Consider the following 14,666-nt stretch of genomic DNA (forward strand, 5'->3'; position numbering starts at 1 on the left):
ATCAATGGCCTAAGTGAGCTCTGCGATCTCCCGATGGAAATGTGATGACGGTAATCTCGGATCAATATCAGGACATATTTGTCGGCACCGGCGAGATGGCACAGATGATGCGCCAACACGACTGGGCGAGCAGTTCACTCGGTCTGCCGAACGCATGGCCCGAAGCCCTCAAGGTAGCTATTCGCCTTTTGCTGACGTCAAAGTTCGAAATGTGGCTCGGATGGGGGCCGGATATCGCATTTTTCTACAATGACGCTTATCGACCGACCCTAGGCAACAAGCATCCGAATGCCCTGGCTGTACCTACGAAGATACTATGGTCGGAGATTTGGGACGACATCAAAGGCCGCCTCGATACCGTTTATGAGACCGGCCAAGCGACATGGGACAAGGCGCTTCCACTTTTACTGGAGCGCAATGGCTACTCGGAGGAGACCTATCACACGTTCTCGTACAGCCCGCTTATTGGAGATGACGGCAAAGTTGAAGGTGTTTTCTGCGCCGTTACCGAAGAGACCGAGCGGGTCATCAGTGAACGCCGCATGTCGACGATGCGCGTGCTTGCTTCGGGACTAGCGGCGGCAAACACGGAATGTGAAGTCTTCAACGCCTCGCATTCCGCGCTCGAAGCGAATTTAAAGGACCTTCCTTTCAGCGCTCTCTATCTTTTCGACAACGAAGGCAATGCGCGGCGCAAGTGGGTCTGCGGGGCTGCGGAAGATCATGCTCTGATGCCTGGCGAAATCCATCGTGGCCAAGGCATCTGGAGCCTCGAAGACGCGTGGTCCAAACAGGCCATCGCGTTGGTAGACCTATCGGCGACTGATAACGTCCCATCCGGACCGTGGCCAAAATCACCGTCCAAGGCGGCGATAATTCCCCTTGTCGGACAGGGTGGTGACAGGCCGAAAGGGATATTGGTCTGCGGACACAATCCCCATCGGACGCTCAACGATGAGTACCTGGATTTTCTAGGTTTGATCGCAGGGCAGATTACCTCTCGGCTTGCTAGCGTTGAAGCTTTCGAAACGGAAAAACGACGGGCTGCGGCGCTAGCCGACGCTGCCGAAATGCGCGAAAAGGCGGCTTTGGCACTGGAGCAACTCAATCGCCAGCTCAACTCGGAGGTCGAACTTCGTACGGCTGAACGGGACCGCATGCGCGCTTTGTTTCAACAAGCGCCGAGCTTTATGTGTATCCTGAGCGGCCCCAATCACATATTCGAACTCGTCAACGATGCCTACCTCCAACTCGTAGGCAATAGGCAGCTCGTGGGCCTAAGCGTCAGGGACGCGCTTCCGGACGTTGCCGGGCAAGGTTTCTTCGAATTGCTCGACGGCGTCTACCAGTCAGGCAAGCCCTACATTGGCCGTTACCTCCAGGTCACGTTGAAGCGCGAGGGCGAGCAAAAGCCGGATGAGCGCTTCATCAATTTGATCTACCAACCAATTTTCGATTTGGAAGGTGCAGTCACCGGAATTTTCGTCGACGGCTTCGACGTCACGCACCAGAAACGCGCCGAGGATCAGCTTCAAAGCCTGAATTATACCCTTGAGCAAAGGGTGGAGCAGCGCACCCATGAGCTGAGAACCGCTCTTCTCGATTTGGAAAAGGAAACAGTCGAGCGCGAGAACGCTCAGCTTGCTTTGAGGCAAGCACAAAAAATGGAAGCGCTGGGTAATCTCACTGGCGGTGTCGCGCACGATTTCAACAATCTTCTACAGGTCGTAGGCGGCAATCTTCAGCTCCTGTCCAGGGATGTCGACGGCAATTCGCGCGCTGCGCAGCGGCTCCAAAACGCGCTGGCAGGCGTCGAGCGTGGGGCTAAACTGGCGTCCCAGCTCCTGGCGTTCGGACGCCGACAGCCGCTCGAGCCGAAGGTCATCAACGTTAGCAAGCTTGTCAAGAACATGGACGACATGCTGCGCCGAGCGCTAGGCGAAGAGATCGAACTTGAAACCGTCGTCTCTGGCGGGCTCTGGAACACGCTGATTGACCCGAGCCAGTTGGAGAACGCGATCCTTAACCTTGCGATCAATGCAAGAGATGCAATGAATGGCCGCGGGCAGCTGACGATTGAGACTGCCAATTCGATTCTCGATGACGATTACGCACGCAAGCACGAGGACGTGAGGCCCGGCCAGTACGTTCTTGTGGCCGTAACCGATACTGGATCGGGGATTTCGCCGGAGATCATCGAGCAAGTACTCGAGCCTTTTTTCAGCACGAAGGCAGATGGCAAGGGCACCGGCTTGGGTCTTTCCATGGTCTACGGATTCCTGAAACAATCCGGCGGTCACCTGAAGATCTACAGTGAAGTCGGTCACGGCACCACGATGAAGCTATATATGCCCCGCACGATGCAGGTCGAAGACAGTTTGACCGACGTGAACGCCAGTCCGGCAGAGGGGGGAACGGAGACTGTGCTCGTCGTCGAGGACGATGACGGCGTTAGAGAAACATCGGTGGCGCTGCTGAGCGACCTTGGATACCGGGTTCTAAAAGCCCACGACGCGCAGTCGGCATTTGCCATCGTTAACAGCGGCATTCGGATCGACCTGCTGTTTACCGACGTTGTGATGCCGGGCCAGATGCGCAGCACCGAGCTCGCCAGAAAGGCCAAGGCGCTTTGTCCCGGGATGGCCGTGCTTTACACGTCCGGCTATACGGAAAACTCGATCGTGCACGGCGGCAGACTCGATGCTGGCGTTGAGCTGCTCTCCAAGCCCTACACCCGTGAAGCCTTGGCGCGCAAGGTTCGCCACGTACTGAGAAACGCCCGGCAACACCAGATCGCCTTGGTCCGGCTGGAGCGTCAAGAACAAGCGCCTGTCTACAACGCCGCGCAAGCGCTCGACAACGATCCAACGCGGCTGCTGGTTGTGGAAGATGAGCCCCTGATCCTTATGTCAACGGTCGATATGGCAAGTGAACTGGGCTATATGGTCCTCGAGGCCAGCACGGCCGAGGACGCGCTTACGATATTGGAAACCGAGAAAGTTGACGTACTGCTTACGGACGTCGGACTGCACGGCATGTCAGGGACCGATCTTGCGCACAAAGTTCGAAACAACTGGCCCGAAGTGCGTATCGTCTTCGCCAGTGGCGACAGCAACGCCACGTCGGCCTCAGGCATTGCGGACGCATTTCAATTGTCCAAGCCGTTCACATTGGACGATTTGGTTGCTGTGCTTGACCAAGCAAAATCATCACGGTGACTTCGGACAGCATTAGCGAAATCGGCGCCTTTCGCGCAATCATATGAGATGCATGGACAATATCTGGAACTCGGCTATCAGGCCATGCCATTAGCAGTATCGCCGCGCAATTCTTCGAAGGGTGCGCGACACGGAGAGACACGTGAAATGCGCTCTTAAGGCTGGGAAGACGAACCGGCCGGAATACCGGAGGCAACAGTGATGAACAGAGAAGAAATGCTGAGCTATTCTCAAGCGGTTTGTGATGGCCTTCGCGAGGATGAAGACGGGGTGAGACGCGAGGTTCTTGCCCACGCAGGAAACAGGTGGTCGCTCGGCGTCATACACACCCTCGGCGTTTATGGCAAACTTCGGCACGCGGATATCGGTAGACGGATGCACGGCGTAACGCAGAGGATGCTAACTCGCACACTCCGCCAACTCGAAAGAGATGGCCTTGTCACGCGCCACGATCTCGTCGAGATGCCCCCTCGGGTGGAATACGAACTGACAGAAATGGGAATGGGTCTCCTCATTCGTATGATCCCCTTGTGGACATGGGTTGTGGAGAATTCCGAACGATTCCGAAAGTCACGCGAGGAATTCGATTCCCGGCCGCCGGAGAAGCCTTCCTGGCAAACGTTCTAACGGTCGAGAAACACGCCACTCCTTTATTACATAACGACCTTGACCGGATGGGGAATGGGCGAAGCGGACGAACCGGGAGAGTGCGGCATACCGCGCTCCCCGTGTCTTATCACAAGCTCACGTCGACTTCTGCCCCAAAGGAACGGCGTTACCTTGCGATCAGGTTCGCGACGATCCAATCCGACACTTCCGTCACCTTGATGCCTTCGCGCACGTTGAACGTCCCCGCCTTGTCCCATGCCATGCCTCGCCCGATGCCGAACGCTGCACGGTACTTGCGCATCATGTTTTGGGGGTCTTTTGCCAGTTCATCCATAAGGACGGGCACGGTCCATTCGGACCGGTCAAAGGACCGATTTAAGCCCGCCTCCAGCTTGTCCGCAAGTTCGCCATAGGTGACGGTGTCGCCCGCCAGGAAAACGATCTCGTTGCTGATGGTCGGTTCATAGAAGACGATTTCAGCGGTGAGCACGCCGATGTCGTCGGGCGTCGTCAACGTGACGGCAGTATCGAAGCTGCCCAGCGCGTTGACCTTGCTCTTCTCCAGATCAACGACGCCGAATTCTGGTTCGAAGAGATAGCTCATGAACATGCCGGTGGAGATGATGACCCATTCGGTCTTGCTTTGAGAGCGCAGGAGTTCACGCACATCGAGCTGAGCGTCGAAGATGTCCTGCGGACCACCTCGACCGATCGCCTCGAAATCGACACCGAACTGCCAGGGGAAATAGCGAGGAATGCCCGACTGCAACGCCGCCTTGGCGAGCTTCATTGGAGTATTGATCCCTGCCGCGTAGCCCGTACAGCCGATTACGGTGTCGTACTGCGAGAAGACGGACGCCAGCTCGTCAATCGAACTTTTCACCAGATCGCCCAAGACGATCGCGATACCCAATTCACGGATTTCAGCGATGTCGCGCTGCTTGGCCGGGATATCGGATTCCACGGCACTGGCGCGCAGCAAGACGCTGATCTTCGCCCCTTCGATATCCTTGGCGCGACGGGCCAGGTTGCGTAGTACCGGCATCCCGAGTTCCCCGGCACCAAGCACGAGAATGTTCCGTGACTTCACGTTGGAAACTGCTTTGTTCATCGATTTCAATCCTTCGAAGATCCTGTGTCGCCGCTATTTGGCAAGGCGCTGCCGCGAAGAAAAGAAGGTACACGAATGATACTGCTGCAAAATCGAGGGACGACAGTTCCCGTTGGATCAGCTATCCGACTTGATCGTTGGTCAAGCAGACTTTAGCCGTCTCTTCGCACCAAGAAATTTCACGGCAACAACTGACCTATCCAGTTCTACTTGTGGCCATTTACAATGGCGGTGAGGGTGGCTTTTAAATAGGCTTGCGGATCGACCGCATTGAGTTTGCACTTCTCGATGAGTAAGGCTGTGGCCGCCCAATTCTCAGCCCCAGCATCGTGGCCTGCGAAGAGCGCGTTCTTGTGATTGAGGGCTGTCGGTCTGATGCTTCGCCAGAAACGTTAGGCCGACCGAGTAGAAAAGGTAGAAGGCGACGGCGGCCGCAAGCCTGAAGGCGGAGAAAAGCATATCCGCCATGACCGGTTGATAAAGCCTGTTTGCCATAACGCTCGGCCAGACGGGGTCGATTGCGACGAAGACGACAAGCGTCACGAAATATGGGACGAGAACACGCTTCATGCCCATCGCTTTCATCGCTAGATCTTACAAGCTCAATCGATCCGGGTCCAACCGACTCCCTTGCATAGAAGACCGGCCACGATGCACCCCTTGGTGGTCATCTGATCTCCGTTCACCGTTACCGTGAGTTTGTATGTCAGGTCTCGCTGCGGATCGAAAGCCGTACCGGAATAGACGCCATCGGTACCCGGTTTGATAGTCATGACCAGCGTGTCGCCCGTCTTTTCCTTGGGCGTGCCCGGCTTGATCCACGTGTTCGTGGCACAGATGTCCGACCCGCAGGAGGCAATGCGGACCTTGGCATTGCCATCACCCCGCGCCCATTCGCCCTCAATATCGGCGGCATGGGCAAGAGTGAAGGCTGCAAGGGCAGACAGGGTCGTAGCCGCCAACAACTTCATCATGCATGATCCTCCTTTTGGCATCGTTTCGCATGCTAGATAATAGAGGCCGTCGTCGATGCTTCCTTCCTCGAATCCGGTCTCATCAACAAAGGTAGTATTGCCAAAGCCGCTTGACGCGCTCGTCGAAGCGATGAGGCGAGCCACGACACGGACGCCGAAACCGAGCCTGCCGGAGCGTGTCAGAAATGTCGGCAGGCTGGCCCATGCGTTTCGATCCTTCGGTTAGAAATCGCGATTGTGCTTGGTTGGTTCCTTTGGCGGCTCTGCACGGCTCCCCACGACTGAAATTCAGGGGCTTCCTGCTCGGGATAAATTGATCGAATGTCATCAATTTCTCTCGTTTCACACCCGTGTATCCCGATCATCTTTTTCGCGTTCATCACGAAGTTACGAGACATTGCCCGACTTGGTTTCCTGAGCCGCCGGATTTTTTCTGAGATTTTTATTCGCCGAACGAAACTGATTGCACTCGCGTCCCGTAATGAGCTGCGTGGTTCGCCTTCCACGCATTGCGAAAGGATGGACGTGGAGCTTTTGATCTTGGTTGCTATGGGGTTGTCGGTAGCCATGGCTGGCGCCTGGGGTGTACAGCGCGCCACGGGTTTGAGCGGCTGGATCGACGCGATCTGGTCGCTAGCCGTCGGTCTTGGCGGCATCACGGCCACGCTCTTCGCAAATGGCGAATTCGGGCGGCGCATGGCGATTCTGGTCCTGATTGCTGCCTGGGCGGCACGGCTTGCGAGCCATATCGGCTCGCGCACCCATGGCGGCGGGGAAGATCCGCGTTATGCCAAGTTCATCGAGGAATGGGGCAATAGCGCCGGGTGGCGGTTGTTCCTGTTTCTGCAGATCCAGGCGTTGGCCGCCTTTATCCTCGTGCTGGCCGTCTATCTCGCCGCCGCGAACGATACACCCTTCCCGGGCCTGCTGGATGGGTTCGCTATCCTCGTCGCCATCGTCGCATTGGCCGGAGAGGCTATCTCTGACGGGCAGCTTGCCCGCTTCCGCCACATGCCTACCGCCAGGACCGAGGTTTGCGAGGTCGGACTGTGGGGATACTCCCGCCACCCAAACTATTTCTTCGAATGGCTTTTCTGGTGCGCCTGGCCGCTCTTCGCGCTGACGGCATCCGCGTGGACATGGGCGGCGCTGCTCGCGCCGACACTGATGTATTGGCTGCTAGTGCATGTCTCCGGCATCCCGCCGCTCGAAGAACACATGCTGCGCTCGCGCGGAGACAAGTTCCGCGCCCTCCAGAAACGCGTCAACGCCTTTTTTCCCGGCCCCCGTAGACACGGAGAACTGCCTTGAACATGCTGGCCTTTGCAATCAATACCGCCGAGCGCGCGCCGTTGACCGACGGCATGACGCTGGCGGGCATCGATTTCCTGTGCGTTCGCACCAAGCGGAAGCTGGCCGCAAGCCCTGCTGCGGAAGAACAGGCTTTCGCGGAAACCATGTCACGCTTTCCCGTCGCCACCCATACCGAAGAAGCCAACCGTCAGCATTATGAGGTACCGGCGGAGTTTTTCGCACTGGCGCTTGGCCCACAGCGGAAATATTCCAGCTGTCTTTACCCCACCCCCGACACGACGCTCGAAGAAGCGGAAACCTATGCGCTCGCCGAAACGGTGAAACACGCGGCGATCGAGGATGGCATGAGCATTCTCGAACTCGGCTGCGGCTGGGGTTCCCTGTCGCTCTATCTCGCCCAGCAGTTTCCCAGATCCCATATCACTTCGGTGTCAAACTCGGCCTCGCAGCGCGCCTATATCCTGGGCCTTGCTGCCAGCCGCGGATTGACCAATCTCACCGTGGTCACCGCCGACATGAACGATTTCGCGACCGATGAACGCTTCGACCGTATCGTCTCGGTGGAAATGTTCGAGCATATGTCCAACTGGCGCATGCTGCTGGAACGCGTTCGTGGCTGGGTAAAGCCAGACGGCAAACTCTTCCTGCACATATTCGCCCACAAAGACCGCTCCTACCGCTTCGATCATGACGATCCTACCGATTGGATCGCACGTCACTTCTTCACCGGCGGCATCATGCCGGCCCACGATCTGCCGCACCGGTTTGGCGATCTTTTCAAAGTCGAGCAGGAATGGCGCTGGTCAGGCACGCATTATCGCCGCACGGCGCTCGACTGGCTCGCCGCGTTCGATCGTCGGATCGACCTCATCAAGCCGATCTTCCGGCAGGTCTATGGAAAGGACGCCTTACTCTGGCGTCGCCGCTGGCGGCTATTCTTCCTCGCCACAGCCGGGCTGTTCGGCCATGACAACGGCGATGTCTGGGGCGTAGGCCATTATCTCCTGGCCCCAAGCCTGACCGAGCAGCACACCTGATGGCCGACTCGCGGCCGCCACTCGATCCACTGACCCAGGCGACGGTAACGGTCGCCTGGGTGATCTTCGCCAACAAACCCTTTTATCCGCTCTATGTCTGGTATCTGGTCGGCAACGGTGTGACGGCATCGCTCGGAACCCTGCTGGCCGCGCCGTTTTTCCTCGCCATTCCGTTCATTGCCCGCCACGCGCCACTGGCCGCCCGCCTCGCCCTGCCGTTGGTCGGCACGCTCGATACGCTATTCGAAACAAAGCTGTTCGGCACCGGTTCCGGCACGCAGCTTTTCCTGGCGCCTTGCATCATGCTGGCCGCGCTCTCCTTCCGCTCGGAAGAGACATGGTGGCAACGTGGCATGGCCGCATTCGTATTCCTGGTCTTCGTCCTTTCCCGATATGCCATCGGCGCGCCGCTGCATGCCTGGAGCGACGCCGATCTTTCCACCCTGATCAACCTCAACGCGTTTGCCGTCGCCAGTCTCATGGCCTTCATCGCCCTGCGCTACGCGGGGGTTCGGCAAGCCGCCAAAGCCAACGATCAATAGAAAACCTGTTCATCTGGAGGAGATCAACATGTCATCACGATTTCAGTTGTCGGCAGTCCTCGGTGCCGCGCTCGCGCTGGTTATCGGTTGCGCGACGGACGTCGTTGCCGCGCCAAAAGTCGTCAAGGTCGGGCCGGACCACTACCGAGGGACCTGGCTCGAGATCGGGCGGACGCCAATGTTGCTGACCGATGGCTGCGTCGCCGGGTACTCGACTTATCGAAAGGGCAAGACCGCTGATGAGGTCATCGTCGAGGACGGTTGCCGCGTCGATACGCCGAAGGGTCGTTTGAAGACGATCCGCGGAAAAGGAAGAATCGAGGATTTCGGGACGACAAACGCCAAGATGCGCGTTCGCTACCCGCTGCTGATTACGTTCAATTACTGGGTCCTCTACAAATCTCCCGACAAAACCTGGTTCATCAGCGCCAACCCATCGATGACGGACCTCTGGATTTATTCGAGAACGGTACCGTCGAAAGGCCATCTGAAGCAGATGGTGCTGAGGGCCGGAAAGCTTGGCTACGACGTGCGGAAGCTTGAATTTCCAGAGCAGCGCTGAGAAACGAGTGGCTGATTTCGGCACCCAACGTTGCGATGGACCCGGCCAAAATATGGTCAACTCCGACTTGTAAGTATCTGGTGATCGTATTTTCGGGGTTGATCACGGCCTGACGCTTTGCCGGCTGCCCGACGAGGATCTCCCCATCCTTGGTGAACGCCACAACGGACGGGGTGGTGCGACCACCCTCTGCGTTCTCGATGATTTTGGCCTGCGCCCCTTCCATCACTGCGACGCAGGAATTTGTCGTGCCCAGATCGATACCGATCACCTTGCCTGCCATAGCCGTATCTCCCAAGTCGGGCGCAAGCGTTACTGCCGCGCCACGTGCAAAGTCTTGCCGATTGAGCGGCGACCGGCCTTGACGGTCGTCAGTTTCACACCATTGCGGCGTCAGCGGTGAGCCAGCGGTTCGCTACCGAGCCATGGGTCTGGATCGAATTTTGAGAGCGGGAGATCGCCCAGGCGCTCGAGCGTCACCCGGCGCGTCACCCTGAACGGACCCACCCGCCGGAGCCGAACGAACTCTGGCGAAATCCGAGGCATTTCGCTGAGGGGCCGGCTTTGTGAGACCCTCGCGGCGTACCGCCAAAATAGTGGCTTTACCTCCTGCCGGTGTCGCCCGCCGGCCCTTGCGCACGCCCGTCTCGAATACTAAATTTTTGTTTGTTTGTCGTTGGTAGGAAAAGGAGGAAAAAATGCCGACGCCAGATATCCTTTGGAATACCCCGATAAATGTTCGGCTTCAGAATGGCACTGAGAAGTCGTTACACAGTATCCACGACGCCTTGGATTTGCTTGAAAATCAATGGCCCAAGGTGCACGGTGCGTATCACGATGCAGCAGTGGCGAGTTGTCGGAACGCCCTGAAGCGACAAACTCCTCCCGCCGTAAGCAAAGAGCTTTTTCTCGCGGCATGCCTGGAGGCAGGCTTTGCGGTTCGAGGCGGGCCCAGGCGAGCGAGTGTCCAACGCTTTTCGGAAACCGCGCATCGCCCTTTCTGATCCGACAACAATGAAATAAATGGCAGGAAACCGCCTTTGTCGATCAGTGGCTCCGCTTCTCCCGCTATATGTCCAAACGCTTGCCCCGCTCTTCTAGCGGGGCCTTTTTAGCGAGAGCCACGGCGATGGAGATGGCAACGACGCGTTATTGGGAACGTGAGCTTCACGTGGCCCGCGAGACTCCCTATGACCAATCACACTGAAGCGTCGTCGGCTCTCCGGACGCTACTTGGGCTGCGCGATCAATGATGGCTCATGGAAAGCTCAGGTCCAAACCGAGCATCCTGCTAAGCACGAAGGCGAGAAGCCCCACGCCCAGCAGCACTAGCACGAAGACTGCAGCCATCTTGCCGGCCATGCGTAGCACGGCCCCTCTCTCGCCCTTCTCCTTTTGATCGTAATGCCACTTGATGGCGAAGTACATGCCGGTGCCTAGCACGGCGGCATATCACTCGATCTTCTCGAAATGCTAGCGTCGGATTTCGTTTCGCACGATTGCTCAAGAGTAATTCCGCCGCCGATTATCCAAGCCCCTGCACCTCCCACGCGATCCCGAGAATCGTCTAGCGCGTTCGACGGCGGTCATCTGAATGCTGATCCTCCCGAGAAGGGAGACCGGACGGCGGCAGCATAAAGGGCTATGCTGCCGCTGTATGAACTATCTCAACTAGATACTAAAGCGGCGATCGAGTTCCAAGAGAGCCGAATGAACCTCGTCTACCGTTACCGGTTCAGGCGTACCGGGTATTTTTCTCAGAGATGGCTCGGAACCGACTGCATAGTAATCAGATGCCCACGCCGCGAGTATCGCCCTCTTGTCATGCGCCGAAAGGACGCGCGAATTGACGATATCAATCGGACGTCGAAGCGCTACATGGCGTGGCACCAAGGAAGTTGGCCCTTTCGTCAGAGCATCGTTGACTATCTGCTGAAGCACTGCGTCCATCATCATCAAGCCTCAGCGAATGTGCGGGTCCCGATCACGACGGGACCGAGATGCGACGACCGGGTCAATCGTTGGCGCGAGCAGATCGTGTTTCTCGGCGAACGCAGTAAAAAGGCCACGCACGGTTTCTGCTTCGACTTCACCGAGCAACGCAGCCCTGCAGGCATTTATGGCCATCGAGTGCGAGGCGTCTCTCGTCGAGACTGGCCACTCAACAAGATACCGGTAAGCATCCATGACCGACTTTACCTGGACGGGCAATCCGAGACCGACGAGCACGGATACAGGTTCCCTAAACGTATCGGGTGTCATGCTTTTCTCCTTCCCAAGCATCATGCTGTGAGGCGCCGCCGCAGCGGCGCCTCGTTCTTCAGCGTTCAATTAAGCAGCCTTTTGTCCTTCGATATGGGTCATCAGGCTCGGTAGTGCCTGATCGATCTGAATGTCGATTTTCCGCGGCTTTAGAGCTTCGGGAATCTCACGAGTGAGATCGACTGACAGCAAACCGTTGACCAGCTCCGCTCCGTTGACCCTGACATGATCGGCAAGCTCGAAGCGATGTTCGAAGGGTCGCGACGCGATTCCGCGATGCAGATAGCCTTCCGCAGTCGTGTCCTGCTTCTGGCCTGTCACGGTCAGGAGGTTCGACTGGAAGGTGATGTCGATATCCTCGCGCGCGAAGCCCGCAACAGCGATCGAAATCCGATAGCTATCATCGCCAGTCTTGACGATGTCATACGGCGGCCAGTCGCTGACGGAGCGAGCACGCTGAGCGTTCTCCAGGAGATTAAAGATTCGGTCAAAGCCAACGCTGGACCGGAAGAGGGGTGTGTAGTCATAAGATGTTGCCATAGCCATATCCTCCTTGAAGCAACATGGGTATGAGCGCCGAAAGACAGCGCTCCCAGCAAGGCCAGCCCTGTTTAGCGGCTGACGAAAATTGATCTGGTTTTCGCGGATTTCGGTTTCAAGGTACGACCCTCAGAATTTTTTAGCGGCATTCGGACAATCCCGCTCGACGTGCAGCAAAGGATCAGGTCAGAACGCGTTATCCGGCTGGGTGATCGCTCGCGATGGCGGGCTGAAAATATGCAGCGTCTCTTCCTAGCGCCCTCGCCTAATTGTAAATTCTCCGATATTTTTTCCTTTCTTTTCCGTGTCTTAGTGGAACCGAGGCCGAGCATGAATTTTTTCGTTTCATCCTCTTGAAATGGAAAAATCCCGAAAATAAATCAAAAGCGCGAACGCTCATGTGAGGTTCGCCTTCTCCCGGACCTCCATCCTGTCCGCGAGGGGATTTCAACGTCATATTTTTTGTCCAACGGAGGAAAACATGTCGTTCCGACCGCTTCATGATCGCATTCTTGTCCGCCGCATCGAGTCCGAGGAAAGGACCAAGGGCGGCATCATCATTCCAGATACTGCCAAGGAGAAGCCGCAGGAAGGGGAGATTATCGCCGTCGGCCCAGGCATGCGCAACGAGGCTGGCCAGCTGCAGGCACTGGACGTCACGGCCGGCGATCGAATCCTGTTCGGCAAATGGTCCGGTACCGAAATCAAGATCAACGGCGAGGATCTGCTGATTATGAAGGAGAGCGACGTCATGGGTATTGTCGACGCCCAGGCGAAGCAGAAAAAAGTCGCTTGAATGCGACCGTGTGAGACCATCAGTCAACAATAGCTGCCTATTGAGGAGTTAAAGACATGGCTGCGAAAGAAGTCAAATTCCACGCCGACGCCCGTGAACGGATGCTTCGTGGGGTCGATGTGCTTGCCAATGCCGTCAAGGTTACGCTCGGCCCCAAGGGCCGCAACGTCGTCATAGACAAGTCGTTCGGTGCTCCGCGTATCACCAAGGACGGCGTGTCCGTGGCCAAGGAAATCGAACTGGAAGACAAGTTCGAGAACATGGGTGCCCAGATGCTGCGTGAGGTCGCGTCGAAGACCAACGATCTGGCCGGCGACGGCACGACGACGGCGACGGTACTTGCACAGGCAATTGTGAAGGAGGGCGCCAAGGCAGTTGCTTCGGGCATGAATCCGATGGATCTGAAGCGCGGCATAGACTTGGCCGTGGACACCGTCGTCAGGGAGCTCCAGTCTCGCGCCCGCAAGATCACGAGCAACTCGGAAATCGCCCAGGTTGGCACCATTTCGGCGAATGGGGATACCGAGATCGGGCGCTTCCTCGCCGAAGCGATGGAAAAGGTCGGCAATGAAGGTGTTATCACCGTCGAGGAAGCCAAGACGGCCGAAACGGAACTCGAAGTCGTCGAGGGCATGCAGTTCGACCGCGGCTATCTCAGCCCGTACTTCGTCACGGATGCCGAGAAGATGCGCGTGGAGTTCGAGGATCCCTATATCCTGATCCATGAGAAAAAGCTGTCGAACCTTCAGTCGATGCTTCCTGTTCTGGAGGCGGTGGTCCAGTCTGGGAAGCCGCTGGTGATCATCGCGGAGGATGTCGAAGGTGAAGCTCTCGCCACGCTTGTCGTCAACAAGCTGCGCGGCGGCCTGAAGATCGCCGCCGTCAAGGCTCCCGGCTTCGGCGACCGCCGCAAGGCGATGCTGGAAGACATCGCAATCCTGACGGGCGGAACTGTCATATCCGAAGATCTCGGTATCAAGCTCGAGAATGTCACGCTCACTATGCTCGGCCGCGCCAAGAAGGTGGCGATAGAAAAAGAGAACACCACAATCATCGACGGCGTGGGCTCGAAGTCCGAAATCGATGGACGTGTCGCCCAGATCAAGGCGCAGATCGAGGATACGACTTCCGACTACGACCGCGAAAAGCTGCAGGAGCGCCTCGCAAAGCTTGCCGGCGGCGTTGCCGTCATCCGTGTTGGTGGTTCGACGGAAGTCGAAGTCAAAGAGAAGAAGGATCGTGTCGACGATGCATTGCATGCAACTCGGGCGGCCGTCGAAGAAGGGATCCTGCCGGGCGGCGGCGTGGCGCTCCTTCGTGTGGTCAATGTGCTCGACGAGCTTTCAACGGTCAATCAGGATCAGAAGGTCGGCGTTGAAATCGTTCGTCGTGCTATCGAAGCTCCGGTCCGCCAGATCGCCGAGAATGCCGGGGCCGAGGGTTCGGTCATTGTCGGAAAGCTGCGCGAGAAGACCGACCTCTCCTATGGCTGGAATGCCCAGACTGGCGAGTATGGTGATCTCTACGCGCAGGGCGTTATCGACCCCGCTAAAGTCGTGCGCACCGCGCTTCAGGATGCAGCCTCGGTTGCCGGTCTGCTGGTGACGACGGAAGCCATGATCGCCGAAAAACCGAAGAAGGACGCCGCACCGGCGCTGCCTTCAGGCGCCAGCATGGATTTCTAACCGGTAGGAACGGCTC

General features: G+C 57.5%; 15 protein-coding genes and 2 pseudogenes. 9 read left to right on the top strand and 8 right to left on the bottom strand.

The genetic code is table 11. The annotated features are described in order from the left end of the window. Positions 1-95 precede the first annotated feature (95 nt). Both FZ934_RS12310 and FZ934_RS12315 read left to right on the top strand, forming a co-directional pair. Positions 96-3,218 (top strand): response regulator, encoded by a 3,123-nt coding sequence (locus FZ934_RS12310; RefSeq protein ID WP_153272442.1) that lies wholly within the window; start codon positions 96-98, stop codon positions 3,216-3,218. 216 nt (positions 3,219-3,434) lie between these two features. Further along, entirely contained in the window at positions 3,435-3,845 is a 411-nt protein-coding gene (locus tag FZ934_RS12315) for a winged helix-turn-helix transcriptional regulator (RefSeq protein ID WP_246737890.1), read from the top strand. Positions 3,846-3,993: 148 nt separating this feature from the next. On the opposite strand, the gene FZ934_RS12320 is transcribed toward FZ934_RS12315, so the two are convergent. The 4 genes and pseudogenes from FZ934_RS12320 to FZ934_RS12335 form a co-directional block, all read right to left on the bottom strand. Beyond that, the gene (locus FZ934_RS12320) at positions 3,994-4,938 is read right to left on the bottom strand and encodes an aromatic alcohol reductase (protein ID WP_153271301.1); all 945 of its coding nucleotides are present in this window, start codon (positions 4,936-4,938) and stop codon (positions 3,994-3,996) included. Positions 4,939-5,144: 206 nt separating this feature from the next. After that, positions 5,145-5,321 (bottom strand): annotated as a pseudogene (locus FZ934_RS12325) (transposase domain-containing protein); the annotation flags it as partial. Further along, the gene (locus FZ934_RS12330; protein WP_348649072.1) at positions 5,254-5,523 is read right to left on the bottom strand and encodes a DUF2177 family protein; all 270 of its coding nucleotides are present in this window, start codon (positions 5,521-5,523) and stop codon (positions 5,254-5,256) included. The gene FZ934_RS12330 and the pseudogene FZ934_RS12325, both read right to left, overlap by 68 nt. Before the next feature lie 17 nt (positions 5,524-5,540). Continuing rightward, entirely contained in the window at positions 5,541-5,912 is a 372-nt protein-coding gene (locus tag FZ934_RS12335; protein ID WP_194273705.1) for a DUF2147 domain-containing protein, read from the bottom strand. A gap of 519 nt (positions 5,913-6,431) precedes the next feature. Here FZ934_RS12335 and FZ934_RS12340 point away from each other — a divergent pair. From FZ934_RS12340 to FZ934_RS12355, 4 genes are read left to right on the top strand one after another with little or no spacing between them, the layout of a single operon-like run. Further along, positions 6,432-7,223: a DUF1295 domain-containing protein gene (locus FZ934_RS12340; protein WP_153271302.1), complete on the top strand. Its 792-nt coding sequence runs from the start codon at positions 6,432-6,434 to the stop codon at positions 7,221-7,223. After that, on the top strand, positions 7,220-8,263 hold the full coding sequence (locus tag FZ934_RS12345) for an SAM-dependent methyltransferase (protein ID WP_153271303.1): 1,044 nt from the start codon (positions 7,220-7,222) through the stop codon (positions 8,261-8,263). The genes FZ934_RS12340 and FZ934_RS12345 overlap by 4 nt, the downstream gene beginning before the upstream one ends. Further along, positions 8,263-8,805: a hypothetical protein gene (locus tag FZ934_RS12350; RefSeq protein ID WP_153271304.1), complete on the top strand. Its 543-nt coding sequence runs from the start codon at positions 8,263-8,265 to the stop codon at positions 8,803-8,805. Before FZ934_RS12345 ends, FZ934_RS12350 begins: the two co-directional genes overlap by 1 nt. A gap of 28 nt (positions 8,806-8,833) precedes the next feature. Further along, positions 8,834-9,367 (top strand): lipocalin family protein, encoded by a 534-nt coding sequence (locus FZ934_RS12355; protein WP_153271305.1) that lies wholly within the window; start codon positions 8,834-8,836, stop codon positions 9,365-9,367. Between the two features lie 85 nt (positions 9,368-9,452). Here the strand turns inward: FZ934_RS12355 and FZ934_RS12360 are convergent. Then, positions 9,453-9,650: pseudogene (locus tag FZ934_RS12360) on the bottom strand (Hsp70 family protein); the annotation flags it as partial. A gap of 415 nt (positions 9,651-10,065) precedes the next feature. Here FZ934_RS12360 and FZ934_RS12365 point away from each other — a divergent pair. Next, the gene (locus tag FZ934_RS12365) at positions 10,066-10,371 is read left to right on the top strand and encodes a DUF982 domain-containing protein (protein WP_153271306.1); all 306 of its coding nucleotides are present in this window, start codon (positions 10,066-10,068) and stop codon (positions 10,369-10,371) included. 253 nt (positions 10,372-10,624) lie between these two features. Here the strand turns inward: FZ934_RS12365 and FZ934_RS27810 are convergent, their stop codons facing one another. From FZ934_RS27810 to FZ934_RS12375, 3 genes are all read right to left on the bottom strand, one after another. Continuing rightward, positions 10,625-10,795 (bottom strand): hypothetical protein, encoded by a 171-nt coding sequence (locus FZ934_RS27810; protein ID WP_194273706.1) that lies wholly within the window; start codon positions 10,793-10,795, stop codon positions 10,625-10,627. Positions 10,796-11,329: 534 nt separating this feature from the next. Then, complete coding sequence (locus tag FZ934_RS12370) at positions 11,330-11,629, bottom strand: DUF982 domain-containing protein (RefSeq protein WP_153271307.1); 300 nt, start codon at positions 11,627-11,629, stop codon at positions 11,330-11,332. Positions 11,630-11,698: 69 nt separating this feature from the next. Beyond that, positions 11,699-12,169, bottom strand: coding sequence for an Hsp20 family protein (locus FZ934_RS12375; protein WP_153271308.1), 471 nt, complete (start codon positions 12,167-12,169; stop codon positions 11,699-11,701). A gap of 481 nt (positions 12,170-12,650) precedes the next feature. Between FZ934_RS12375 and FZ934_RS12380 the strand changes: the two genes are divergently transcribed. Continuing rightward, positions 12,651-12,965: a co-chaperone GroES gene (locus FZ934_RS12380; protein WP_153271309.1), complete on the top strand. Its 315-nt coding sequence runs from the start codon at positions 12,651-12,653 to the stop codon at positions 12,963-12,965. A gap of 56 nt (positions 12,966-13,021) precedes the next feature. After that, positions 13,022-14,650, top strand: coding sequence for a chaperonin GroEL (gene groL / locus FZ934_RS12385; RefSeq protein WP_153271310.1), 1,629 nt, complete (start codon positions 13,022-13,024; stop codon positions 14,648-14,650). The last annotated feature ends 16 nt before the right edge of the window (positions 14,651-14,666 follow it).

The sequence above is a fragment of the Rhizobium grahamii genome (assembly GCF_009498215.1).
GTDB lineage: Bacteria > Pseudomonadota > Alphaproteobacteria > Rhizobiales > Rhizobiaceae > Rhizobium > Rhizobium grahamii_A.

Bases quoted from the DNA above. Each gene is read 5' to 3' on its own strand.
- groL (WP_153271310.1), top strand. From the start codon at position 13,022: ATGGCTGCGAAAGAAGTCAAATTCCACGCCGACGCCCGTGAACGGATG.
- FZ934_RS12380 (WP_153271309.1), top strand. From the start codon at position 12,651: ATGTCGTTCCGACCGCTTCATGATCGCATTCTTGTCCGCCGCATCGAG.
- FZ934_RS12320 (WP_153271301.1), bottom strand. From the start codon at position 4,938: ATGAACAAAGCAGTTTCCAACGTGAAGTCACGGAACATTCTCGTGCTT.
- FZ934_RS27810 (WP_194273706.1), bottom strand. From the start codon at position 10,795: ATGTACTTCGCCATCAAGTGGCATTACGATCAAAAGGAGAAGGGCGAG.
- FZ934_RS12340 (WP_153271302.1), top strand. From the start codon at position 6,432: ATGGACGTGGAGCTTTTGATCTTGGTTGCTATGGGGTTGTCGGTAGCC.
- FZ934_RS12330 (WP_348649072.1), bottom strand. From the start codon at position 5,523: ATGAAAGCGATGGGCATGAAGCGTGTTCTCGTCCCATATTTCGTGACG.
- FZ934_RS12375 (WP_153271308.1), bottom strand. From the start codon at position 12,169: ATGGCAACATCTTATGACTACACACCCCTCTTCCGGTCCAGCGTTGGC.
- FZ934_RS12365 (WP_153271306.1), top strand. From the start codon at position 10,066: ATGCCGACGCCAGATATCCTTTGGAATACCCCGATAAATGTTCGGCTT.
- FZ934_RS12350 (WP_153271304.1), top strand. From the start codon at position 8,263: ATGGCCGACTCGCGGCCGCCACTCGATCCACTGACCCAGGCGACGGTA.
- FZ934_RS12315 (WP_246737890.1), top strand. From the start codon at position 3,435: ATGCTGAGCTATTCTCAAGCGGTTTGTGATGGCCTTCGCGAGGATGAA.
- FZ934_RS12370 (WP_153271307.1), bottom strand. From the start codon at position 11,629: ATGACACCCGATACGTTTAGGGAACCTGTATCCGTGCTCGTCGGTCTC.
- FZ934_RS12355 (WP_153271305.1), top strand. From the start codon at position 8,834: ATGTCATCACGATTTCAGTTGTCGGCAGTCCTCGGTGCCGCGCTCGCG.
- FZ934_RS12335 (WP_194273705.1), bottom strand. From the start codon at position 5,912: ATGATGAAGTTGTTGGCGGCTACGACCCTGTCTGCCCTTGCAGCCTTC.
- FZ934_RS12310 (WP_153272442.1), top strand. From the start codon at position 96: ATGGCACAGATGATGCGCCAACACGACTGGGCGAGCAGTTCACTCGGT.